The 22,638-nt window shown below is 58.6% G+C and carries 20 protein-coding genes; 8 read left to right on the top strand and 12 right to left on the bottom strand.

Going from position 1 to position 22,638, the window contains the following annotated elements:
* Positions 1–23 precede the first annotated feature (23 nt).
* Entirely contained in the window at positions 24–818 is a 795-nt protein-coding gene (locus VF709_RS07925) for an AraC family transcriptional regulator (protein WP_023620414.1), read from the top strand.
* Here VF709_RS07925 and VF709_RS07920 read toward each other — a convergent pair.
* Entirely contained in the window at positions 815–1,705 is an 891-nt protein-coding gene (locus VF709_RS07920) for an oxidoreductase (RefSeq protein WP_149896837.1), read from the bottom strand. The two genes, VF709_RS07925 and VF709_RS07920, sit on opposite strands and share 4 nt — an antisense overlap.
* 105 nt (positions 1,706–1,810) lie before the next feature.
* Between VF709_RS07920 and VF709_RS07915 the strand changes: the two genes are divergently transcribed.
* On the top strand, positions 1,811–2,932 hold the full coding sequence (locus VF709_RS07915; protein ID WP_013097673.1) for a YbdK family carboxylate-amine ligase: 1,122 nt from the start codon (positions 1,811–1,813) through the stop codon (positions 2,930–2,932).
* Here the strand turns inward: VF709_RS07915 and VF709_RS07910 are convergent.
* From VF709_RS07910 to VF709_RS07900, 3 genes are all read right to left on the bottom strand, one after another.
* A complete protein-coding gene (locus VF709_RS07910; protein WP_149896836.1) occupies positions 2,883–6,017 on the bottom strand; it encodes an efflux RND transporter permease subunit in 3,135 nt (1,044 codons plus the stop codon). The two genes, VF709_RS07915 and VF709_RS07910, sit on opposite strands and share 50 nt — an antisense overlap.
* A 9-nt stretch (positions 6,018–6,026) precedes the next feature.
* Positions 6,027–7,091, bottom strand: coding sequence for an efflux RND transporter periplasmic adaptor subunit (locus VF709_RS07905; protein ID WP_038418855.1), 1,065 nt, complete (start codon positions 7,089–7,091; stop codon positions 6,027–6,029).
* 105 nt (positions 7,092–7,196) lie between these two features.
* A complete protein-coding gene (locus VF709_RS07900) occupies positions 7,197–9,905 on the bottom strand; it encodes a cation-transporting P-type ATPase (protein ID WP_038418853.1) in 2,709 nt (902 codons plus the stop codon).
* Between the two features lie 489 nt (positions 9,906–10,394).
* Between VF709_RS07900 and VF709_RS07895 the strand changes: the two genes are divergently transcribed.
* Positions 10,395–10,643, top strand: coding sequence for a DUF1158 domain-containing protein (locus VF709_RS07895; RefSeq protein WP_013097677.1), 249 nt, complete (start codon positions 10,395–10,397; stop codon positions 10,641–10,643).
* 47 nt (positions 10,644–10,690) lie between these two features.
* Here VF709_RS07895 and VF709_RS07890 read toward each other — a convergent pair whose 3' ends face one another.
* Positions 10,691–11,032: a RamA family antibiotic efflux transcriptional regulator gene (locus tag VF709_RS07890; protein ID WP_014830972.1), complete on the bottom strand. Its 342-nt coding sequence runs from the start codon at positions 11,030–11,032 to the stop codon at positions 10,691–10,693.
* Between the two features lie 32 nt (positions 11,033–11,064).
* Positions 11,065–12,168 carry an MBL fold metallo-hydrolase gene (locus VF709_RS07885; protein WP_048972183.1) on the bottom strand — a complete coding sequence of 368 codons (1,104 nt, stop codon included), beginning with the start codon at positions 12,166–12,168 and terminating at the stop codon, positions 11,065–11,067.
* A gap of 190 nt (positions 12,169–12,358) precedes the next feature.
* On the opposite strand from VF709_RS07885, the gene VF709_RS07880 reads away from it, so the two are divergent.
* The 3 genes from VF709_RS07880 to nfsB all read left to right on the top strand — a co-directional run bounded on the left by VF709_RS07880 (position 12,359) and on the right by nfsB (position 14,081).
* Positions 12,359–12,949: a TetR/AcrR family transcriptional regulator gene (locus tag VF709_RS07880; protein WP_013097680.1), complete on the top strand. Its 591-nt coding sequence runs from the start codon at positions 12,359–12,361 to the stop codon at positions 12,947–12,949.
* On the top strand, positions 12,939–13,307 hold the full coding sequence (locus VF709_RS07875; protein ID WP_013097681.1) for an MmcQ/YjbR family DNA-binding protein: 369 nt from the start codon (positions 12,939–12,941) through the stop codon (positions 13,305–13,307). The genes VF709_RS07880 and VF709_RS07875 overlap by 11 nt, the downstream gene beginning before the upstream one ends.
* 120 nt (positions 13,308–13,427) lie before the next feature.
* Positions 13,428–14,081: an oxygen-insensitive NAD(P)H nitroreductase gene (gene nfsB, locus VF709_RS07870; RefSeq protein ID WP_013097682.1), complete on the top strand. Its 654-nt coding sequence runs from the start codon at positions 13,428–13,430 to the stop codon at positions 14,079–14,081.
* Between the two features lie 36 nt (positions 14,082–14,117).
* On the opposite strand, the gene VF709_RS07865 is transcribed toward nfsB, so the two are convergent.
* The 3 genes from VF709_RS07865 to VF709_RS07855 form a co-directional block, all read right to left on the bottom strand.
* Entirely contained in the window at positions 14,118–14,405 is a 288-nt protein-coding gene (locus VF709_RS07865) for a helix-turn-helix domain-containing protein (protein WP_149896835.1), read from the bottom strand.
* A gap of 256 nt (positions 14,406–14,661) precedes the next feature.
* Positions 14,662–15,696 carry a hypothetical protein gene (locus VF709_RS07860; protein WP_044158814.1) on the bottom strand — a complete coding sequence of 345 codons (1,035 nt, stop codon included), beginning with the start codon at positions 15,694–15,696 and terminating at the stop codon, positions 14,662–14,664.
* The gene (locus VF709_RS07855; RefSeq protein ID WP_013097685.1) at positions 15,693–16,562 is read right to left on the bottom strand and encodes a helix-turn-helix transcriptional regulator; all 870 of its coding nucleotides are present in this window, start codon (positions 16,560–16,562) and stop codon (positions 15,693–15,695) included. The genes VF709_RS07860 and VF709_RS07855 overlap by 4 nt, the downstream gene beginning before the upstream one ends.
* A 107-nt stretch (positions 16,563–16,669) precedes the next feature.
* Here VF709_RS07855 and VF709_RS07850 point away from each other — a divergent pair, with 107 nt between their 5' ends.
* Together VF709_RS07850 and VF709_RS07845 are read left to right on the top strand one after the other, a co-directional pair.
* Entirely contained in the window at positions 16,670–18,106 is a 1,437-nt protein-coding gene (locus VF709_RS07850) for an MFS transporter (RefSeq protein ID WP_149896834.1), read from the top strand.
* 64 nt (positions 18,107–18,170) lie between these two features.
* On the top strand, positions 18,171–19,415 hold the full coding sequence (locus VF709_RS07845; RefSeq protein WP_020689363.1) for a mechanosensitive ion channel family protein: 1,245 nt from the start codon (positions 18,171–18,173) through the stop codon (positions 19,413–19,415).
* Here VF709_RS07845 and VF709_RS07840 read toward each other — a convergent pair whose 3' ends face one another.
* The 3 genes from VF709_RS07840 to VF709_RS07830 all read right to left on the bottom strand — a co-directional run bounded on the left by VF709_RS07840 (position 19,416) and on the right by VF709_RS07830 (position 22,623).
* Positions 19,416–20,387: a LacI family DNA-binding transcriptional regulator gene (locus VF709_RS07840; RefSeq protein WP_023620419.1), complete on the bottom strand. Its 972-nt coding sequence runs from the start codon at positions 20,385–20,387 to the stop codon at positions 19,416–19,418.
* A gap of 75 nt (positions 20,388–20,462) precedes the next feature.
* Positions 20,463–21,605 (bottom strand): Gfo/Idh/MocA family protein, encoded by a 1,143-nt coding sequence (locus tag VF709_RS07835; RefSeq protein ID WP_095452959.1) that lies wholly within the window; start codon positions 21,603–21,605, stop codon positions 20,463–20,465.
* Positions 21,598–22,623: a sugar phosphate isomerase/epimerase family protein gene (locus VF709_RS07830; RefSeq protein ID WP_130626548.1), complete on the bottom strand. Its 1,026-nt coding sequence runs from the start codon at positions 22,621–22,623 to the stop codon at positions 21,598–21,600. Before VF709_RS07830 ends, VF709_RS07835 begins: the two co-directional genes overlap by 8 nt.
* Positions 22,624–22,638: the final 15 nt, after the last annotated feature.

Here is a 22,638-nt window from a genome sequence, read left to right as displayed (position 1 = left end):
AATACCTAAATATTGCCATAAACATGAAACCTCAACTTGCTAATACGCTCTATGACCCTGACGCCACAGCCTCTCCTGCCGTGGCGCGTCATCTGGACTTCGTGGACTACGCTGCAGAAGTGCCGGTACACACCCACCGCAAGGGGCAGCTGATTATTGCCCGCTATGGCGCGGTCAGCTGTTATGCAGAAAACGATATCTGGATCGTGCCACCAGACTGCGCGGTCTGGATCCCCGGCGGCATTCCGCATAGCGCCAAAGCGACCTGGAACGCCCATCTCAACTATCTGTTTATTGAGCCCGGTGCCGCGGCGCTCCCGGCGCGATGCTGCATCCTGGCGATTTCGCCGTTGATTAAGGAACTGGTTGACCGCTTAACCCGCGAGGAGGTTGATTATCCGCCGGACAGCCACGCGGCAAGACTCACCCGGGTAACGCTTGATGAACTGGCCAGCATGCCGCAGCAAAAGCTGAGCCTGCCGGTTTCGGCGCATCCCAAAATACGCGCGATGGCCGACGCGCTGGTCAGCCACCCTGAGGACAGAAGCACCCTGAAAGACTGGGCCAAACGGCTGGCGCTCAGCGAACGTTCCTTTGCGCGTCTGATGCAGCGCGAGACCGGGCTGAGCTTTGGGCGATGGCGGCAGCAGCTGCACCTGATTATCGCCCTGCAGGAGCTGGCGAGCGGTGCCCCGGTGCAGAATGTGGCAACAAAACTCGGGTATGAATCCGTGAATGCGTTTATCACCATGTTTCGCAAAGCGATGGGCACCACGCCCGCGCACTACTTTGCCGAACGGAAAAACAGCGGCCGTTAGCCCGGCCCCTCGCTCCCCGCCGCCAGCAGCGGCACTATCACATCGCTGATGGGCACCGGAATACCGTGCGCGCGGCCATAGCGCTGGATCACGCCGTTGCGGATATCCCACTCCAGTGGGCGGTTGGCCTGACGGTCGGCAAGGATCGAGGTGCCTAAATCGGCCGGGGCGCGCTGGAAGTTCGCCAGGATCTCCTGCGCAACGTCATCATTGAGCGCTGCCCCCTCGGCACGGGCGACAGTAAGGCCTTCGCGCAGATACGCCAGCCCCAGCGCGCTGATATCCTCGCGCGAAAACATCCCGGCACGACGGTTGGCCAGCACCATCAGCCCGGCCACCGCGTTTTGCAGCAGCTTGCGCCAGGCGACAGTGGCGAAATCAGCCGACAACTCAACCGCACAGCGTGTGCCCTGCAACGCGTCTACCACCCGTTTTGCCTGCGGAACGTCCGGCAGCGTCAGGCGCGGTTTGGCGCGCAGCCAGACGGAGGCATCCGGCTCACGCTGCGCCGGGAACCAGACCACCGACGGCAGCACCGTTGCGCCATTAACCCACGGCTCCAATTGGGCTTTCTGCTCCACGCCGTTTTGCAGGGCGCAGACCACCGTGTTTTCATCGCACAGGGTGCGCAGCCACCCGGCGCTGTCGGCGTTCTGCGTCGTTTTTACCGCCACAAAAACCAGATCGGCGGGACGCGTGACGACGGACGGGTCGGTTAATACCGGACCCGGCACGACCGTTTCACCTTCGTCGTCGCGCAGACGCAGTTCAGGATGTGCGGTGCGTCCGCACAACTGCGGCGTGCGGCCAGCGTCATGTAGCACCGCGGCGATAGTGGTACCAATTGCACCAGGACCAATCAGCGCAATCACTGGATTGTCAGACATGGTTAACTCCCCTTTTCGCTAAGCCTGCTAACAGTTATACCACTGTAAAAAGTGAGCGCCACGTCGTTGTCTATACTCAACACACGACAGACAACGGAGTGCGCCATGCCTTTACCCGATTTCAAATCCTCTGAACCCTATACCCTTGGCATCGAACTCGAGCTGCAGGTGGTTAACCCACCGGGATACGATCTGAGCCAGGACTCTTCCGCGCTTATCGCCGCCGTTAAAGACGACATCAAAGGCGGTGAAGTTAAACACGATATCACCGAAAGCATGCTTGAGATTGCCACCGGCGTGTGCCAGAACATCGATCAGGCGGCGGCACAGTTCTCCATGATGCAGCAGAGCATTTTGCGGGCGGCGGCGGAGCAGCATATTCAGATCTGCGGCGGCGGGACGCACCCGTTCCAGAAGTGGCAGCGGCAGGAGGTGTGCGATGACGAGCGCTACAACATCACGCTGGAGCGCTTTGGCTATCTGATTTTACAGGCGACGGTGTTTGGCCAGCACGTGCATGTCGGGTGCCGGACCGGCGATGACGCGATTTATCTGCTGCATGGCCTGTCACGCTTTGTCCCGCACTTTATCGCCCTGGCCGCCGCATCACCCTACATGCAGGGCACGGACACGAAGTTTGCCTCCTCGCGACTCAATATCTTTTCCGGGTTCCCGGATAACGGGCAGATGCCGTGGGTCAACAACTGGCAGGAGTTCGAGGGGCTGTTTCGCCGCCTGAGCTCAACCAGCATGATCGACAGCATTAAAGATCTGCACTGGGACATTCGCCCCAGCCCGCATTTTGGCACCGTTGAGGTGCGGGTGATGGATACGCCGCTGACGCTCGGCCATGCGATCAATATCGCCGGGCTGATCCAGGCGACATCCCACTGGCTGCTGACCACCCGGCCGTATAAGCATCAGGAGAGGGATTTTCTGCTATATCGCTTTAACCGTTTTCAGGCGTGTCGCTACGGGCTTGAGGGCATACTGACGGACGTGCATACCGGCGAGCATAAGACGGTGGCGGAAGATCTTGCCTGGCTGCTGGAGCAGGTTGCGCCATCGGCCGAGAAACTCGGCGCGACGAGCGCGATTAAGGAACTTGCCCTGCTGTTAAAGCAGGGCAAGAGCGAGGCGCAGCGCATGCGGGACTTTATCGCCGACGGCGGCTCGCTTATTTCTCTGGTTCAGAAGCACTGCGAGCTGTGGGCGACGAGTCCGTAAGGCCGTGCCCCCACTCGCGCAGGCGCTGGAACAGCACAAACAGTGCGGGGATGAACAGGATCCCCACTACGGTCGCCACCAGCATACCGCTGAATACCGTAGTACCAATGATGCGACGACTTTGGGCACCCGCCCCGGTCGCCAGCATCATTGGCAGGACGCCAATGATGAACGATACCGCCGTCATCATTACCGCACGGAAGCGGCGTGATGCCCCCTCGCGAGCCGCATCGACAATTGCTATCCCCTCCATGCGCCGCGCGCGGGCAAACTCGACGATAAGGATCGCGTTCTTGGCAGCAAGGGCTATCAGCAACACCAGGCCAATCTGCACATACACGTCGTTGGCGTAGCCGGCTATCCACAGCCAGACCAGCGCCCCGCCGATGGCGAACAGCACCGAAAGCATTACACTCGCCGGAAGCGTCCAGCTCTCGTACTGGGCGACGAGGAACAGCCACGCCATCACCACCGCCGCCAGCACGATCCAGATTGCCTGATTGCCGGTCTGCTGCTCCTGGTACGACATGCCGCTCCAGGCGTAGTCGTACCCGGCGGGCAGGCTCTGCGCCAGAATGTCGCCCATCGCCGCCATCGCAGTGCTGCTGCTCACCCCTTCCGCCGCGGAACCGCTCACCGACACCGACGGAAACTGGTTGTACTGCTGCAGGAACGGCGCACCAACGGTGGGCGTGATGGTCACGAGATTACTCAGGCGCACCCGCTCACCGTTGTTGCTGCGCACAAACAGCTCGCTGATTTGCCCGGCGCGCTCGCGCCACTGCATCTCATTTTGCATCACCACGTGGTAGACGCGGTTGTTGACGCTGAAATCGCCGGCACGCGTGCCGCCAAATGCGGTCTGCAGGCTGCTGAAGATGCGTGACACCGGTACGTCGAGACGCGCCGCGCGCTCGCGGTCAACGGTCAGCGTCAGCTGCGGCACGTTGCTGCTCCAGGTGGTGAATACGCGGCTCAGCTGCGGATGCTGGTTGGCTTTCACCAGCACCTCGCGGGTGATGCGCTCCAGCTCCGCCGGACTCTGCCCCGCCTGCGCCTGAATACGCAGGTCGAAGCCGGAAGCATTGCCCAGCCCCGGCAGCGTCGGCGGGGCAAAGGTCATGATGGTTGCTTCCGGCAGCGCCAGCAGCTGGCGCTGAAGGGTACCCATCACTTCATCCAGCGGCGGACGCTCGCTCCAGTCCTTCAGCATGATGGAGATAAACCCGCCGTTGGAGGCGCTGGTGCCGTTGAGGATGTTAAACCCGGAGACCTGAATCACGTCTTCCACCGCCGGATGTTTAGCAATTAATTCGCGTGCCGTAGCCATCACCGCCTCGGTGCGCTCCAGCGATGCCGCTTCCGGCAGCTGAACGCTGGCGAAGAAGTAGCCCTGATCTTCCTGCGGCAGGAAGCCTTTAGGCATCGACATAAAGCTGAACACCACCACAGCCGCCGCGCCTGCGGTGGCCAGCAGTGCCAGCCACGGACGAAGGGTGAATATACTCACCATGCGGGAGTAGAGGCTACGCGTGGCCTCCAGCCCCCGGTTGAAGCCGCGGAAAATCGCCGCGGGCTGCACCGGACGCGGACGCAGCAGCAGCGCACACAGCGCGGGCGTCAGCGTCAGCGCCACCAGGCTTGAGAGCGTTACGGCGGTGGAGAGCGTGACCGCAAACTGGCGGTACAGCTCGCCGACAATCCCCGGCAGCAGCGCCACCGGCACGAATACCGCCAGCAGCACCAGCGTCGTCGCGATCACCGGCCCGGCAATCTGGCGCAGCGCCAGCGCGGTCGCCGCCGTCCGGCTCTGCCCTTCCGACATCAGCGTTTCGACGCTCTCCACTACCACGATGGCGTCATCCACCACCATGGTCAGCGCCAGAATAATGGCGAACAGGCTGAGCGTGTTGGCGGAATAGCCAAGCGTGTAGAGCACCGCAAAGGTGCCCACCAGCGACACCGGAATGGCAAGGGCGACAATCAGCGTGGCGCGCCAGCTCTGCAGAAACAGGGAAACGACCACAACCACCGCCAGCATCGTCAGCGCCAGAGAGACGCCAATCTCTTTAATGGTGGCAGCCACGAAGGTGGTGGTGTCGAATTTCACCTCATAAACCAGGTCGTCCGGGAAGCGCGTCGAGAGACGCTCCAGCTCTGCACGCACCGCCCCGGCGACGCGCAGGGCGTTAGCAGACGGAGTGGGGTAAATGCCGAGGTAGGCGGAGTCATGTCCGTTCAACTGCGCGCCGGAGCTGTAGCTGCGCGAGCCAAGTTCGATGGTGGCAACGTCCTGCAGGCGCACCAGTTGCCCCATCTCGCCCGCGCGGATGATGATGTTGGCAAACTCTTCTGCCTGGTTCAGTCGCCCCAGCCCGTTGATGGTCAGGGTCTGCTGCTGGCCGTTAAAGACCGGTGGTGTACCGACCTGGCCTGCCGCGCCCTGCACGTTCTGCTCGCGCAGCGCCTGCGCCACGTCGTCGGTGGTGACGTTGAGCGCGTTCATGCGATCGGGCCGCAGCCAGATGCGCATGCTGTAGTCGCGCGCGCCAAACATCTGCACCTGCCCGACGCCGGGCAAACGGGACAGCGCCTCGCGCACCTGAGTGCTGGCGTAGTTGCTGACAAACAGCGGCGTATGGGTGTTTTCCGGTGAGTAAAGACTTACCCCCATCATCAGGTTGGTGGCGCGCTTGCGCACCTGCACGCCGTTTTGCTGTGCCTCGGCCGGTAGCTGTGCCGTGGCCTGCGACACGCGGTTTTGCACGTCGATGGCGGCCAGATCCGGGTCTGTCCCGGCAGCAAACGTGATGTTCAGGCTGTAGGTGCCTTCATCCGAACTGGTGGACTCCATATACAGCATGTGGTCCACGCCGTTAAGCTGGGTCTCCAGCGGCGTGGCGATGGCCTCGGCCACGTCAGCCGCGCTGGCCCCCGGCCATGACGCTGACACATTCACGACCGGCGGCGTGATCTGCGGATACTGCTCCACCGGGATCAGCTTCAGCGCGATAGCCCCCAACAGGGTAATGACCAGCGCAATCACCATCGCAAAGCGCGGGCGTTTGATGAAAAACGTCAGCATGATGGCTCCTTAATTCAGTATCTGGACGGCAGCGCCGGGCTGAACACGCTGCACGCCGTCAGCGATCGCTCGCTCACCAGGCTGTACGCCAGAGGCGATCTGGAACTGCTGCCCGATCTGTCCGGCGACCGTCAGCGGACGTTTTTCCGCCTTGCCGTCGGCGTTGACCACCCAGGCGAAGAAACCGTCGTCATTCTGCTGTACGGCAGCGGCGGGTAGCGTCATAACCGGCGTTGCGCTGGCGGGCCGCAGAAAAACATTCACATTGCCGCCGGGCAGCAGCTGATGGCGTGGATTGGCGAATTCGGCGCGCAGCATCACGCTGGCGGTGCGCGGGTCGATGCGGTTGTCCACCGACGTCAGCTCGCCGACGATACGCTGGCCGTTGTTGTCAATTAACGCCTGCCAGGCCTGCTTCATGGCGCGGAGATCGTTATGCTTGCCGACTTTAGCGGCAAACGCGCCCTCTTCCAGCGCAAAAGCAATGCGGATCGGATCCAGCTGCACCACATCCACCAGTACGCCGCTTGCGGGGTTGACCAGGCTGCCGACGTGGAAGTTGCTGTGCCCCACGCGCCCGGCAATCGGTGATGTGATGCGCGTGTACCCCAGCGTCACGTTGCGGGTTTCCAGCCGGGCTTTCGCCTGTTCCAGCGCAGCGCGGGCAACATCGCGCTGCATACGGGCGTTATCCACATCGTGGCGGCTGATGGCGTTGTTGTTGCCCAGGCTTTCAAAACGGGAGAGCTGCTGCTGCGCCTGCCGCAGCGTCGCTTCAGCGCTTGTCACCTCGGCCTGGGCCAGACGCACGGCAGCACGCGGCTCGGCATCATCCAGTTCGAACAGCACGTCGCCTTTTTTCACATATTGCCCGTCGCGGAAGTTGATTTTGGTTATCACGCCTTCCGTGCGTGCGCGCAGCTCAACGGTGTGAATCGCCTCGATGCGGCCCGGGATCTGGCGCTCAGCAGCGTGGGTAGTTTGTTCCACGGTGGCAACGCGAACAGGAATGGCGGCGGCAAAGGCAGGTGGCAGGGTGAAGGTAAACAGTGCGAACAGGAGTGGGAATTTCATGGGAGTACCTCAGGGTTGTTGCCCTCACCCCGGCCCTCTCCCAACGGGAGAGGGAGGTCAGGGTCCCCTCTCCCTGTGGGAGAGGGTTAGGGTGAGGGCAAAAGGTTATGCAGCCTTACGGAACCTGCGGGTGAGTCGCTTCTCGATTTCGACGACGAAGAACATCACGCCCGCTACCGCAAGCGTTACGAACCAGTAGCGCAGCGGCAGCGCTTCCGTCCCGAACAGCATCTGCATAAACGGCAGGTAGATAATGGCCGCCTGGAGCAGGAACAGCACGCCGGTCACCAGCCAGATCCCTTTGTTTGCCAGCAGGCCGCGGTTCAGGGAGAACCCTTCGGTGTTGCGGCAGTTAATCATGTACACCCACTGGGCGCAGACCAGCATCTGCAGCAGCACGGTGCGGATGAACTCCGCGCTGTGACCGCGCGGGGCCAGCAGGGCTTCCAGCGCAAAGGCGGCGATGGCAATCATGGTGCCCACAAAGGCCACGCGCCACACGGCGTACGCGTCCATCACGTGCTGCCCGGTCTGACGTGGCGGACGGCGCATGATGTTGCGCTCGGCGGCTTCAAACGCCAGGCCGAAGGAGAGCGTGGCGGAGGTTGCCATGTTCATCCACAGAATCAGTACCGGCGTCAGCGGAATGATGTTCCCCGCCAGCAGCGCAATCACAATCAGCAGCCCCTGCGCCAGGTTAGTTGGCATGATGAACAGAATGGTTTTCTTCAGGTTGTCGTAGACACGACGCCCCTCTTTTACCGCGCTGGCAATGGTGGCGAAGTTATCGTCCGTCAGGACCATGTCCGCCGCCTCTTTGGTCACTTCCGTGCCTTTGATGCCCATCGCAATACCCACGTCCGCCTGACGCAGCGCCGGGGCATCGTTCACGCCGTCGCCGGTCATGCCGACGATTTCGCCTTTATCCTGCAGCGCTTTCACCAGGCGCAGCTTATGCTCCGGGCTGGTACGGGCGAAGATGTCATACTTCACCGCCGCGTCCGCCAGCTCGGTGTCATCCATCTTCTCCAGCTGGTAGCCGGTCACCGCCTGCTCGCTGTTGGTGATCCCCAGCATCTGGCCAATGCTCATTGCCGTCTGCGGGTGATCGCCGGTGATCATCTTCACGCGGATCCCCGCCTGCTGGCAGGCGTTAATGGCGTCAATGGCTTCCGGGCGCGGTGGATCCATCATCCCGGCGATACCGAGGAAGATCAGACCGTGGCTGAGATCGTCATGCGTCAGCGCCTGCTCGCCGTTTGCCGGTTTGAACGCTGCGGCCACCATACGCAGTCCCTGGCGCGCATAGCGCTCCATCTCGCTTTCCCAGTACGCGCGGTCAAACGCCTGCGCACCGTTGCGGGTCTGCTGCTGTGCGCAGAGGGCGAAAATCACATCCGGCGCGCCGGTGATCAGGATTTGCTCCTCACTGCCAATCTGGTAGTGGGTGCTCATGTACTTGTACTGCGAGTCGAACGGGATTTTGTTAATCAACGTGGTCATCACCGGCGCGAGGTGGGCTTTCGCCGCCAGCACCTTCAGCGCGCCTTCGGTCGGCCCACCGGTGATGCCCCACAGGCCGCGCTCGTCCTGAATCAGCTGGCTGTCATTGCACAGGTCGATGGTGCGCAGGTACTGCTCCAGCACGGTGTCCGGCTGGATCTGCATCGGCTCGTCGCTGCCTTCCAGGTAAATGTTGCCCACCGGCTCGTAGCTGTTGCCGTCCACGCGGTAGCAGGCGTCAGCGGTGATGATGGCCTTCACCGTCATTTCGTTCATGGTCAGGGTGCCGGTTTTATCCGAGCAGACCACGGTCATCGCCCCCAGGGTTTCAACCGTTGGCAGCTTGCGGATAATCGCCCGCTTGCGCGCCATCGCCTGCACACCCAGCGAGAGGATAATGGAGATAATCGCCGGCAGACCTTCCGGTACGGACGCCACCGCCAGGCTAATCAGCGAGAGCAGCAGCTCGCCCATTGGGATCTCGCGGAACACCAGGCTGAAGATAAACAGCGCCGCCATCATCGCCAGAATAATGGCGAAGATAGCCTTGCCCAGCTTGTCCATCTGTACCAGCAGCGGCGTGCGGTGTTTTTCAATCCCGTCCATCATCTGGTTGATGTGGCCAAGCTCGGTCTCCTGCCCGGTGGCAATCACCACGCCGATCCCCCCACCCGCGCTTACGGTGGTGCCCGAGAAGACCAGGTTAGTGCGATCGCCCAGCGGCAGTTCACCGGTCAGCGGGTTGGTGTGTTTATCTACCACCGTTGATTCGCCGGTGAGAATCGCCTCTTCCACGCGTAAATTATGTGCTTCGATTAAGCGCATATCTGCGGGAATACGATCCCCCGCCCGTAAAACAATAATATCCCCCGGAACTATTTCAGTTGTGGGTATTGTTTCATGGTTGCCATCGCGAATAACACGCGCCTCGCTGGAGAGCATATTACGAATACTCTTCAACGATTTTTCCGCGTTGCTTTCCTGAATATGACCAATTAACGCATTGATCACCGCCACGCCTAAAATAACCAGCGTATCAACCCAGTGGCCCATTATTGCCGTTAATACGGCTGCGGCCAGCAGGACATAAATCAGAACATCATTAAAATGGGCTAAAAAACGCAGCCAGGCGGGTTTACCTTTTTTCTCCGGCAGCGCATTCGGGCCATGTTTTTGCAAACGCGCCTGCGCCTCTGCACGCTCCAGACCCCTGGCCTGGCTCTGGGTGTGCGCAAGCACCTGCTCTACGGTCTGCTGGTATGCCAGCCCGCCGGAAGGCGGCACGTTCGGGGACAATTTTTTTTCGGTCATCGTATTTTTCCTTCAATATCCGGTGAACTGAAGCCTGAATTCCTTTCGGGCTAAAATAAATTCATTTTAAAGTCTTGCGAGTAAAATTGATCTACCGCAATATAATGACTTCTCGGTTATTCAAAACTGCATAAAACTATTTCGATGAGCCAATTTTTACAAAATATTTCTAAACCAACTTTAAACGAGGAGGAACCATGTTTGGTATTTATCGCGGACGCCGTCTGGCGTTATACATTATCGCAGCCATTGTTATTGCAACGTTAATTGGCTATAGCACCTATTCCTTTGTAAAATTATTTTCGTAATGCAGACATTAATTGACATAACGCGATATTCTTTTAATCGCACATGAGAATTTATTTTTATTTTACGAATAAGAAGCTGATAAGTGGTGATTATTTCAGTGAAACCGGGTGGGCGGGTTTATATTGCTTTACGTTCCGGGATGCCGGACAATGACATTTTTAACTGACGATTAACATTACGATGAAACACCCGTTAGAATCGCTGCTCACTGCGGGCGGCATTTTATTGCTGGCCCTGCTTTCGTGCCTGCTGCTACCGGCACCCTCTCTCGGGCTGGTGCTGGCGCAGAAGCTGGTTCAGACCTTCCACATGGTCGACCTTAACCAGCTCTACACCATTTTGTTCTGCGTGTGGTTCTTACTGCTCGGCGCCATCGAATTCTTCGTGCTGCGTTTCGTCTGGCGCCGCTGGTTTTCACTGGCGTCGTAAGCGTGATGCAGGCCCGGTCAGGCGAAACCGCCACCGGGCAAAACAGATCAGTGTGCCCTGCTGTGGTTCTCTTTACGATACGCCCCAGGCGGCTGGTTGAACGTGCGGGTGAAGATGCGGGTGAAAGTCTGCTGCGAGTCAAACCCGTAACGCAGGCAGATGTCGTACACCCGGGCGTCTGATTCGCGCAGATCCCGCGCCGCCAGCAGCAGCTTGCGTTCACGGATATAGCGCCCCAGACTCTCCCCTTTGTATTGCATAAACAGCCGCTGCAGGTGCCATTTCGAGTAACCCGCATGGCGGGCAATCTCTTCGATACGTAATGGCTGGTGCAGGTTATCGTCGATCCACTCGACGATAGTGTCGATGACTTGAGCGGAAATGGTCATACTGCTCTCCCCTTCAGCTTCCTGATTGATCATTATTCCCACCACTCACGAAATGTTTGCGTGGGATCACTCACCCGGACAGGCTCGCCCAGCGCGGGTGTCAACAGCCGATAATTTTTGTCCTTGCTGGCTTTTGCCAGTTGGATCAGCGGATCGTTCCAGGTATGTTTCGCCAGCACGAAGCGCCCGTTATGTCCCGGCACCACGGCTTTCGCGTTCAGATCCACCGAGGCCTGCGCCGTCTCTTCCGGGAGCATATGGATGTACTTCCAGTCCTGGTCGTACTGACCGTTTTCCATAATGGCTAAATCCACTTCGCCAAACTGCTCGCCGATGGCCTTAAAATGCGGCCCGTAACCTGAATCGCCGCTGTAATAAATCTTCTGTTCGGGCGTAACGAACATAAAACTGCCCCACAGGGTTTGATTGCGCTTGATGCCGCGCCCGGAGAAGTGACGCGCGGGCAGTACATGTACCGTCAGCGCCTCGCTGATGCGCACCGACTGGTTCCAGTCGCGCTCTTCAATAATCTCCGGCTTCATTCCCCAGTAACGCAGGTGCGATCCCACGCCCAGCGGAGTGACCACGCGTTTCACCTTTGGCAGCAGCGCCGTGATGGTGGCGTAATCCAGGTGATCGTAGTGATCGTGCGAAATGATCAGCAGGTCGATCTCCGGCATGCTGATCGCCTGCCAGGGATACTCCCCGGCGAAGGCTTTGTTGAGGAATGAAAACGGCGCAGCGTAATTCCCGAGAACGGGGTCGATAAGGATCCGTTTCCCCGCCAGTTGCATATACCAGGAGGAGTGACCGAGCCACACCAGCGTCTCCTGCTCCAGCGGCAGGCTTGCGAGATCGGTTTTCACCAGCGGCAGCGGCTGTGCAGGACGGGCGTTTTCAGTCTTTTTGGTCAGGAACTCCCACATCGCCACCAGCATATTTTTGTCGCCGTTATAGCCTGGCGTGGGCAACGTATTGTGGAATTTGCCGTCGCGATACTGCGGCGAGGCCTCCACTTCCGTGAGCTGCGCACCCTGCGGTGGCTGGCCAAATCCGGCATTCAGAACAAACGGTAAACTCGCGGCTGAAGCAATAATCATGACAAACACCACGCAGATGAAGAGGGACTTTTTCATATCCTGACCCGAAAACGCGCCCCATCCGATGGTTTGCGCGGGCTGAACTTGATTATGAGTGAGTAAGCACTCATTATAGATATGATGATAAAGTCGTCAAGACGTTTTCGATCTTTGACATTCCGCGTTGCAGCGGGTCAAAGCACGTGTTTCAATCAGGGTTTTTACAATTGACAGGAGGAAAAATTTAGTGGCACGTCCGAAGAGTGAAGATAAAAAACAGGCCTTACTGGACGCCGCAACCGCGGCATTTGCGCAGTCAGGTATTGCCGCCTCAACGGCGTTAATTGCCCGTAAAGCGGGCGTCGCCGAAGGTACCCTGTTCCGCTACTTTGCTACCAAAGACGATCTGCTGAATGCCCTCTACCTGCACCTCAAGCAGGACCTCTGTCAGTCAATGCTCTCTAATCTGGACCGCAGCCTTACCACACCGAAAGAGCATACGCGAAACATCTGGAACAGCTATGTGGACTGGGGGATTCGTAACCCCGTTGCGCATGCGGCAATCCGCCAGATAGGCGTGAGTGAAAAGCTGAGCGCCGAAACGGAACTGGCGGTGAAAGAGATGTTCCCGGAGCTGCATGAACTCTGCCGCCGCTCGGTGCGCCAGGTGTTTATGTCCGATGAGTTTAAAACCTTTGGCGATGCGCTTTTCTTATCGCTTGCCGAATCCACAATGGAATTTGCCACCCGCGATCCTTCTCGCGCCGTCGATTTTAAAGCGCTCGGGTTTGAGGTTATGTGGCGCGGGCTTGCCCAGGAAGAGAGCGATGGACAGTAAATCCCTGCAGGAGCACGCCAAACGCGTGGCGCTGGAGCTGCCTTTCACCGAACACTGCTGGCCGTTTGGACCGGAATACGATGTGTTTAAGATAGGCGGAAAAATTTTTATGCTGATGGGCACCGTACATGGACGGCCCCACGTCAGCCTGAAGTCAGACCCGGAAAAATCGCTGTTAAACCAGCAGATTTATCGCGGGGTGGAACCGGGCTATCACCTCAATAAAAAACACTGGATTTCCCTCTACGGTACCGACGACGTTACGCCAGAGCTGGTGACCGATCTCATCAATGACTCGTGGAATCTGGTGGTGGATAAGCTGCCGAAAAAAGACCAGAAGTGGATCAGACCGGTTTGATTGTTCGTCTGAGACGAACAGTATAAGCGCTCGAATCGCACTTATCTTTTTCCGCGTCTCGCTGTAATCTGCTCTCCTTTCGCGCCCGCGTGCGGGCGAATTTCATTACCAGGAGTTGTTATGGATATTATTTCTGTCGCCCTGAAACGCCACTCCACCAAGGCGTTCGACCCCGCTAAAAAACTGACCGCAGACGAAGCGGAAAAGATCAAAACCCTGCTGCAATACAGCCCGTCCAGCACCAACTCTCAGCCGTGGCACTTTATTGTCGCCAGCACCGAGGAAGGTAAAGCTCGCGTGGCGAAATCTGCCGCAGGCACTTACGTCTTCAACGAGCGCAAAATGCTGGACGCTTCTCACGTGGTGGTGTTCTGCGCAAAAACCGCGATGGACGATGCCTGGCTGGAACGCGTGGTGGATCAGGAAGAGGCCGATGGCCGTTTCAACACGCCAGAAGCCAAAGCGGCGAACCATAAAGGTCGTACCTACTTCGCTGACATGCACCGTGTGGATCTGAAAGATGACGACCAGTGGATGGCGAAACAGGTTTATCTGAACGTGGGTAACTTCCTGCTGGGCGTGGCTGCGCTGGGCCTGGATGCGGTACCGATTGAAGGCTTCGACGCCGCGATCCTCGACGAAGAGTTCGGCCTGAAAGAGAAAGGTTTCACCAGCCTGGTGGTGGTGCCGGTTGGGCATCACAGCGTGGAAGATTTCAACGCCACGCTGCCAAAATCTCGCCTGCCGCTGAGCACGATTGTGACTGAGTGCTAATCAGTACTGGCACGCTGGATCCCGGCGTGCCAGCTATTAATAAAGCGTGATCTGCGGATGCTTTACCCCACACACCAACGCATAACGCGTTAAGGTATCCAGACTGGCACGTGTGATATTTGCTTCCATTCGGGAAACCGTTGGCGCGCTAACCCCCATCCTTTCAGCCACCTGCGCACGCGTCAGTCCGGCCTGGTTTCGCCATTGCGCCAGCATGTCACGCAGACGCGCTTTACGCTCTTCCGCATCAAAAGATGCTTGTACCTTTGAATCACTTAATAACTCTGCTCTTAATTCGTCCCAGTTAATAATCTTCTTGCTCATCTAACATCTCCTGTTAGTAGACATAATTCCCCGACTATGGAGCAACCCAACTGTTCTTATTTCAAACAAGCCATGTGGCAATGGCTTGTTATCAGGCTCACTCAATGCCGTTGGATGAGTACGCAGTTTATGACGACATTAACATATAAGGCAATTTGCATTAAAGGCTAATCTCACCTTTCGTGATTTACCTTACACGTTTGCGCCAGGATCAACCGAGTCCACGTCGATTCCCTGAATCCTTCTCGCAAAAAACTTACCTGGCCGGGTTACCCGCGTGCCAGATTCGTTCTGCATAGCGCCCAATCACCGCCAGCGACGCCGCGAGGAGCAGGAAGAACACCACTTTATTCATGCCGTCCCAGAAGTATTCGAAGTAGCGGGTGTAGAGGTTAATGGCGAGGAAGGTCAGGCCAAAACCGCGCAGCATGCCGTCGTCGGTTTTAAGGCTGATGTAAATGCATAGCACCGCCGCCACGGCGAACAGCAGCGCCCACGGCAGCAGCGAAGCCTGCGTAACGCCATACCAGTTATCGATATCGTAGTTGCCGAAAATCGACATGATCCACAGGGCGACAAACAGATACGTGAGCCCCATCGCTTTGCTGGTCGTGTATAGATGGCGCGCCTGCAGCCTTCCGCGCAACAGCCAGCACAGTGCCAGCAGCGCACCGCCGAAGAAGATAAAGCGTACCGGGTAGTTCATTCCCAGCCAGTAGGCGCCCCAGCCGGACATATAGCCCGTCTCCGCACCAAACCAGTTACCGAGTGAGAGCAGGAAAAACAGCCACACCAGGCCGGAGCGACCAAAGAAGCCCACCAGCCCGTAAACCGCACATCCCGCCAGGAACAGCGGTGCGATATGGCCGCTGCCGTTATCCAGCCGCTCCCCGAGTTGCCAGAGCGCGATGGCGGTAAAGAGCACGCCGAGAAAAAGCATGGCTTCAGTGCTGTAATGCCACTGCGTTTCCCGACGCTGTCGGCTGAAGCCCCACAGATAAAACAGCACGGCAACCAGCGCAGGCAGCCCGATGCGGGCGATGGAGGAGAAAGAGAAGAATGCAATAATGCGCGCCATCAGTTCACTGTCGGAGAACAGGCTGCCGATAGCAATAATCACGCAGGCCAGCGCCGTCCAGAAGGCATAGCGGCTGAGCCGCTGCCAATCCATGGTGACGCGTGTCAAGGTGCCCGCCAGACGCTGATGTTCGTCAGCGCTTAATGTGCCTTCCTGCTGCCACTCGTTGAGCGCGCGGCGCAAAAGCCGCTCCTGTTTTCGGGTTACCTTCATTTTGCCTGCTCCGCCAGCCATTCCATCGCCCTCTCCCCCGCGTCATCCACCGGCAGATAGACCAGCAGCCGCGATCCATTACGCGGTGCAGAGTACCAGTACATCTGCTGCAGGGTAAACTCGCCCAGCTCAGGATGGGTAAACAGCTTGAGCTGGTTCTCCACCCCGCGCACGTCATTGCGCTGATGCCACAGGGTTTTAAATTCTTCAGACACAGCAAAGAAACGCGCCAGTTTCGCTTCCCACAGCGGATCGCCCCGGTGCTCGGCCATCGCCGCGCGGAAATAGGAGACAAAGATCGGCAGCACGTCGTCACGCTTGCCAAGCCGCGCACGCCATGCGGGATGGGTGAGGAAAAGATAAATACAGTTGCGATCTTCCGGCGGGATCGCATTGAAATCGACGCCCATTAAGTGCCCGAAGCTGTCGTTCCACGCCACGATATCGAAGTTGGGTTTCTGGATGCTGGCGGGTTTCGGCATGAGGGTATCAAGCAGGCGACGCGTGCCCTCGCTGATCCCCTCGCAGCCCGTCGCCTGTGGCGCTTCACCCGGCGGCAATCCGGCCAGCACAAACAGATGGCGCGTCTCGGTCGGGGTGCATTGCAGCGCTTTTGCCACTGCCGCCATCACGGTGCTGGAGGGATTAACATCTCTGCCCTGCTCCAGCCACGTGTACCAGGTCACGCCCACGTCAGCCAGCAAAGCCACCTCTTCACGGCGCAGCCCCGGCGTGCGGCGGCGGCCGCTGCGCGGCAATCCAAGACGCTGTGGATCAAGGCTCTCACGCCGGGCGCGTAAAAATGCCCCCAGCTGTTTTCGCGTGTCGTCCTTGAGTGAGACAACAGGTTCAGACATCAGCGCCATAACTCCCCCTGCATGGTAGTGCCAGTACCAGTATAAGCAAGAACTGGTACCCGTTTATCAGATCGTTGATGCTACGACCATCTGTTGAATGACGCAATGGAGTTACCATGAATACGTCAGTTGTTTCACCGGGTCGCGCAGGCCTGATATTGCTGTTAACCGGCCAGATGCTGCCGCTGATTGATACCTCGATCACCAACGTGGCGCTGGACGCTATCACCCACTCCTTGCACGCCACCGCCACCGAACTGGAGCTGATTGTCGCGCTCTACGGCGTGGCCTTCGCCGTCTGCCTTGCCCTTGGCAGCAAGCTCGGGGATAACCTCGGGCGCCGTCGTCTGTTTATGTGGGGCGTGGCAAGTTTTGGCCTGGCGTCGCTGCTGTGCGGAATGGCGGGAACCATTGAGCAACTGCTTGCCGCGCGCATCATTCAGGGCGCAGGAGCGGCGCTGATCGTGCCGCAAATCCTCGCCACGCTGCACGTGACGCTAAAAGGCACGGCCCATGCGAAAGCGATCAGCCTGTTTGGCGGTATCGGCGGCATTGCGTTTATCGTCGGGCAGATGGGCGGCGGCTGGTTGGTGTCGGCGGATATCGCCGGGCTGGGCTGGCGTAACGCCTTCTTTATCAACGTGCCCATCTGTCTGGTGGTTCTGGGCTTGAGTCGTCGCTATGTGCCGGAAACCCGTCGCGAAACCGCGTCGCGCATTGACTGGACGGGCACCGTCCTGCTGGCCGTCATTCTCTGCTGCCTGCTGTTTCCGATGGCCCTCGGCCCTCAGTGGCACTGGTCCTGGCCGCTGAAGGCCGCACTGATGGCGATTATCCCGCTGGGGTATCTGATGGTCTTAAATGCCCGTAAAAAAGAGCGTGAGGATGCCCATCCGCTGATCCCGCCGCGTCTGATGCAGCTTCGCAGCATCCGCTTTGGCGTGCTGATTGCGCTGCTCTTTTTCAGCGTCTGGTCCGGGTTTATGTTCTGTATGGCGCTGACCATGCAAACCGGTCTGGGAATGGCACCGTGGCAGTCGGGGAACAGTTTTATCGCCCTGGGGGTGACCTATTTTATATCGGCATGGTTTGCCCCGCGTCTGATTGCCCGCTACAGCACCAGCTCGATTCTGCTGACCGGGCTGGCGATTCAGATTATCGGCCTGCTGGCGCTGATTGCCACCTTCCGTCTCTGGGGCATGGACAACACGGCGCTGACGCTGGCACCGGCAACCGGGCTGGTTGGCTATGGGCAGGCGCTGATCGTCAACAGCTTCTACCGCATCGGGATGCGCGACATTCAGCCAGACGATGCCGGGGCGGCCAGCGCGATTTTAAGTACGCTGCAGCAGGCCGCCCTGGGGCTTGGCCCGGCGATTTTTGGTGCGATCCTGCTGCACGCGCTGCAAAACCACCACGGCGATTACACCCAGGCGATTAACGTCTTCCTCGCCGTGGAAACCGGCATGATGATCCTGCTGGGGCTGGCAACGTTACGTATGCGCCATCGTCTGTGCCTGCCGGTGGTGAAAACCTGCCACGCCACCAAATAAGCCGCGAATTTGCATAATAGATCCGCAGCCGCCATTATGGGGCTGCATCAATACAGGAGACGTTATGCAGGAATTAATTGCTCAGGTTGAAGAGTTAGGGATTGAAATTAATCACACCACCTCGTTAGTGATTATCTTTGGTATTATTTTTCTTACCGCCATCATTGTTCATTTTATTCTGCACAAAGTGGTGCTCCGCGCTTTCGAGAAACGCGCGCAGGCCAGCAGCCATTTATGGTTGCAGATCATTACGCAGAACAAGTTATTTCACCGCCTGGCGTTTACCCTTCAGGGGATAATCGTCAACGTTCAGGCGGTACTGTGGCTGCAAAAAGGCAGCGAAGCAGCGGAAATGCTCACCACCTGCGCGAAGCTGTGGGTGATGGTGTATGCCCTGCTCTCTTTCTTCTCGCTGCTGGACGTGATTTTTAATCTGTCGCAGAAAATGGCGACCGCCTCACAGCTGCCGCTGAAGGGGATCTTCCAGGGGATCAAGCTGGTGAGCGCCATTCTGGTGGGGATCTTAATTATCTCCCTGCTGATCGGCCAGTCACCCGCCATTCTGATAAGCGGCCTGGGGGCCATGGCGGCGGTACTCATGCTGGTGTTTAAAGACCCCATTCTGGGGCTGGTCGCCGGTATTCAGCTCTCCGCTAACGATATGCTCAAGCTCGGCGACTGGCTGGAGATGCCGAAATACGGCGCTAACGGCACGGTGACGGACATTGGTCTCACCACGGTTAAAGTCCGCAACTTCGATAACACCATCACCACCATTCCGACGTGGGCGCTGGTCTCCGACGCGTTCATCAACTGGAGCGGCATGTCTGCCTCCGGCGGGCGACGCATTAAGCGCAGCCTGAATATCGACACCACCAGCATTCACTTCCTCGACGAGCAGGAGCAGCAGAAGCTGATTCAGGCGAAACTGCTGAAGCCTTATCTGGCCGCGCGTCATGAGGAAATAAACCTGTGGAATCAGCAAAACGGTGAAGGGGAATCGGTATTAAACCTGCGCAAGATGACCAATATCGGCACCTTCCGCGCCTACCTGAATGAATATCTGCGTAACCACCCGCGTATTCGTAAAGATATGACGCTGATGGTGCGCCAGCTGGCGCCTGACGCAAATGGTCTGCCGATTGAAATATATGCCTTCACCAACACGGTGGTCTGGGCGGAATATGAAGAGATTCAGGCTGACATCTTCGACCATATTTTTGCCGTGGTGGATGAATTTGGTCTGCGTATTCATCAGTCCCCCACCGGGAACGATATTCGCTCCCTGGCGGGCGGCATCGCACAATAATCAGGTACTGGCGCGGGAAATAAAGCGCCAGTCCAGCATCACCCTCTCCGTGGGCGCATCCGGGTTGTCGATTTTATTCAACAGCAGATCGACTGCCTTGCGCCCGATATCCCGCGAAGGCTGTTCAATGGTGGTCAGCGAGATCATCTCCGCCAGCTCCGTACCGTCAAACCCTACCACCGCGATATCCTCCGGCACGCGCAGCCCCGCCTGCTGTATGGCCCGCAGCGCCCCTGCCGCAAGGGTATCGGACACGGCAAATACCGCGTCCGGCGGGTTGTCCTTCAGCAGATTTTGCATCGCCGCCATGCCCGCGCTGGAGCTGAGATCGCGGGCATATTCCACCGCCTGATAATCCAGATCCCGCAGGTGGAGCACGCTTTTGTAGCCGCGTTCGCGCAGGCGGGCATATTTGTAGCTGAGATCGTGATTGATCATCGCGATACGTTTGCGTCCGCCGTCGGCAAGCTGGCTGATGGCATGCTGTGACGCATCCACATCATTAATGCCCACGCAGGAGACCGTTCCGGCATCGGCGTATTCGGCGCACTGCACCCACGGCGCGGAGCCGATCAGGGCGGCGAGTTCAGGCAATTTTGAGAAGGCATCCATGGTGATAATGCCGTCGACGATTTTGCCCGACAGCAGGCTTAACCCCGAGCGGGAGCGTTCGATATCAGACCCGGAATTGCACAGCAAAATACGGTAGCCGTTCTTCTCGGCTTCCTCTTCAATGCCCTTCACCACTTCGGCACAGAACGGGTTGGCGATATTCGAGACCATCACCAGGATCATATAGCTGCGCGCGGTGCGCAGCTGGCGTGCCAGCAGGTTGGGCTGGTAATTGCTCTCTTTAATGGCCTGCAGGACGCGCTCGCGGTTTTTCGCCTTCACGGTATCGCTGTTGTTAAGCACGCGCGAGACCGTTGCCACGGACACTCCGGCAAGCTGAGCGATTTTCTGAATTGACATAGCGACGGCACTTCCTGCGGTTAACGTTTTATGCAGGCTACCATAAATTCGTTGCCCGGCGAACCGGGCAACGCGTTACGCTTGCACACGAACCCAGCGCTGCTGCTGATGGCTTTTCACAATGGCATCAATGATATACATCACGTTCGCCCCGTCGTGGAACGTCGCAAACTCGGGCCGTTCGGGCATCACGCCGGCCTGCACGGCACGGTAAAACTGCGCCATCATGTTTTTAAACGCATCGGGCCAGCCTTCGATGTGCCCGCCGGGGAAGTGAGCGCTATCGGCCACATCGCGGTTCATCAGACCTGGATCGTCACTGAGCGTCTGATTGGCCTGTGCGCGGTGGCCAATCCACAGCTGTTGCGGCACCTCCTGATCCCATGCCACCGATCGTTCGCTGCCGTTGATTTCAAACGTCAGACGGTTTTTGCGCCCGGCGCTCACCTGCGAAACGCTAAAGCAGCCTTTGCTGCCGTCGTCAAAGCGGAACAGGACTGAGCCAACGTCTTCGGTGGTGACCCGCTTGTCTTCATACTGCGCGTTTTCGTCATGAGTGAAGGTGTGATTGCCTGCCACGTTTGCCTTGCGCGTCGGCCAGACGATGGATAAATCGGCCATCACCTCGATGATGCGCCGCCCGGTAACAAACTGCACCGTGTCGCACCAGTGCGAGCCGATATCCGCCACCGCGCGCGACGCACCACCCAGGGCCGCATCCACCCGCCAGTTGTAGTCCGTTTCCAGCAGCATCCAGTCCTGCAGATAGCTGCCGTGCGCGGCGAAGATCCGCCCGATGCTACCCGCCCTCATCATGCTTGCGGCCTGGCGCACCATGGCAAACTGGCGATAGACAAAGCTGACGCCGTGGACCACCCGTGCCTGCTCCGCCAGCGCTACCAGCTCACGCGCTTCGTCCCGGGTCATGCACAGCGGCTTCTCGGAAAAGACGTGTTTTCCCGCGCGCAGGATCTGGCGATTAATCTCCGCGTGCAGATGGTTTGGCGTGCAGTTGTGCACCACGTGTAAATCCGGATGTGCAAGCAACGCCTCCACGCTGTCGAAGGCGTGCGGCACGTTAAGCTGACGCGCTTTTGCCTGCGCCTCGGCAAACGTACCGTCGCAGAGCGCCACCACCTGCACAAACCCGAGACGCCGAAGCGCCTCGATATGCGCCGGGCCGATAAACCCGCTGCCGATAATGCCGACGTTAATCATCGTTACCCCCTGCGGCAAAATCATCAAACGCGCGCCCGGAGACCGGAATGATGTGGCGGCGGATAAACTCGCTGCCTTCCCTCGCGCCGGTATCACCATCCTTCAGGCAGCACTCCCACTCCAGCACCGCCCAGCCGTCGTAGTCGTACTGGGTCAACTTGCTGAAGATGCCTTTGAAGTCGATCTGCCCGTCCCCCAGTGAGCGGAACCGCCCGGCCCGGTTGAGCCACGGCTGGTAGCCACCGTAGACGCCGCTGCGCCCGTTGGGGCGAAACTCGGCATCCTTCACGTGAAACGCTTTAATACGCGCATGGTAGATGTCGATAAAGGTCAGGTAGTCCATCTGCTGGAGCAGCATATGGCTTGGGTCGTAGAGAATGTTGCAGCGCGGGTGGTTATCAACAAGCGCCAGAAAACGCTCAAAGGTCACTCCATCATGCAGATCTTCCCCCGGATGCAGCTCAAAGCAGACGTTCACGCCCTGCTCGTCAAAGGCGTCCAGAATCGGGTGCCAGCGGGTTGCCAGTTCCTGGAACGCCGCCTGAAAACGCTGCTCATTGTGCGGCGGCCACGGGTAGAAAAACGGCCATGCCAGCGAGCCGGAGAAGGTGGCGTGCGCCTTCAGGCCTAATCTCGCCGAGGCCACAGCGGCCTGTTTCAGTTTTTCTGTGGCCCATGCCTGCCGGGCGGCGTCATTGCCGCGTACGGCTGCAGGGGCGAAGTGGTCAAACGCGTCACTGTACACCGGGTTTACCGCCACAAGCTGGCCTTCCAGATGGGTCGACAGCTCGCTGATCACCAGCCCGTGCTCCGACAGCGTGCCGGTGATGTCATCACAATAGGTCTGGCTTTCAGCCGCTTTCTGCACATCAAAAATAGCCGGATGGTTACAGGGGATCTGCACCGCCTTATAGCCCATCGCTGCCGCCCAGCCCGCCAGCCCGTCGAGCGTGTTGAACGGTGCATTCACACCAATAAATTGCGACAGAAAAATACCCGGTCCCTTAATCGTTCTCATACCACCTCCAGAACA

Source organism: Enterobacter sp. Lyrl_3, from assembly GCF_051948675.1.
Classification (GTDB): domain Bacteria; phylum Pseudomonadota; class Gammaproteobacteria; order Enterobacterales; family Enterobacteriaceae; genus Enterobacter; species Enterobacter cloacae.
The sequence above is the reverse complement of the archived record's forward strand: the minus strand, read 5'-3'. Positions and strand labels throughout refer to the sequence as shown.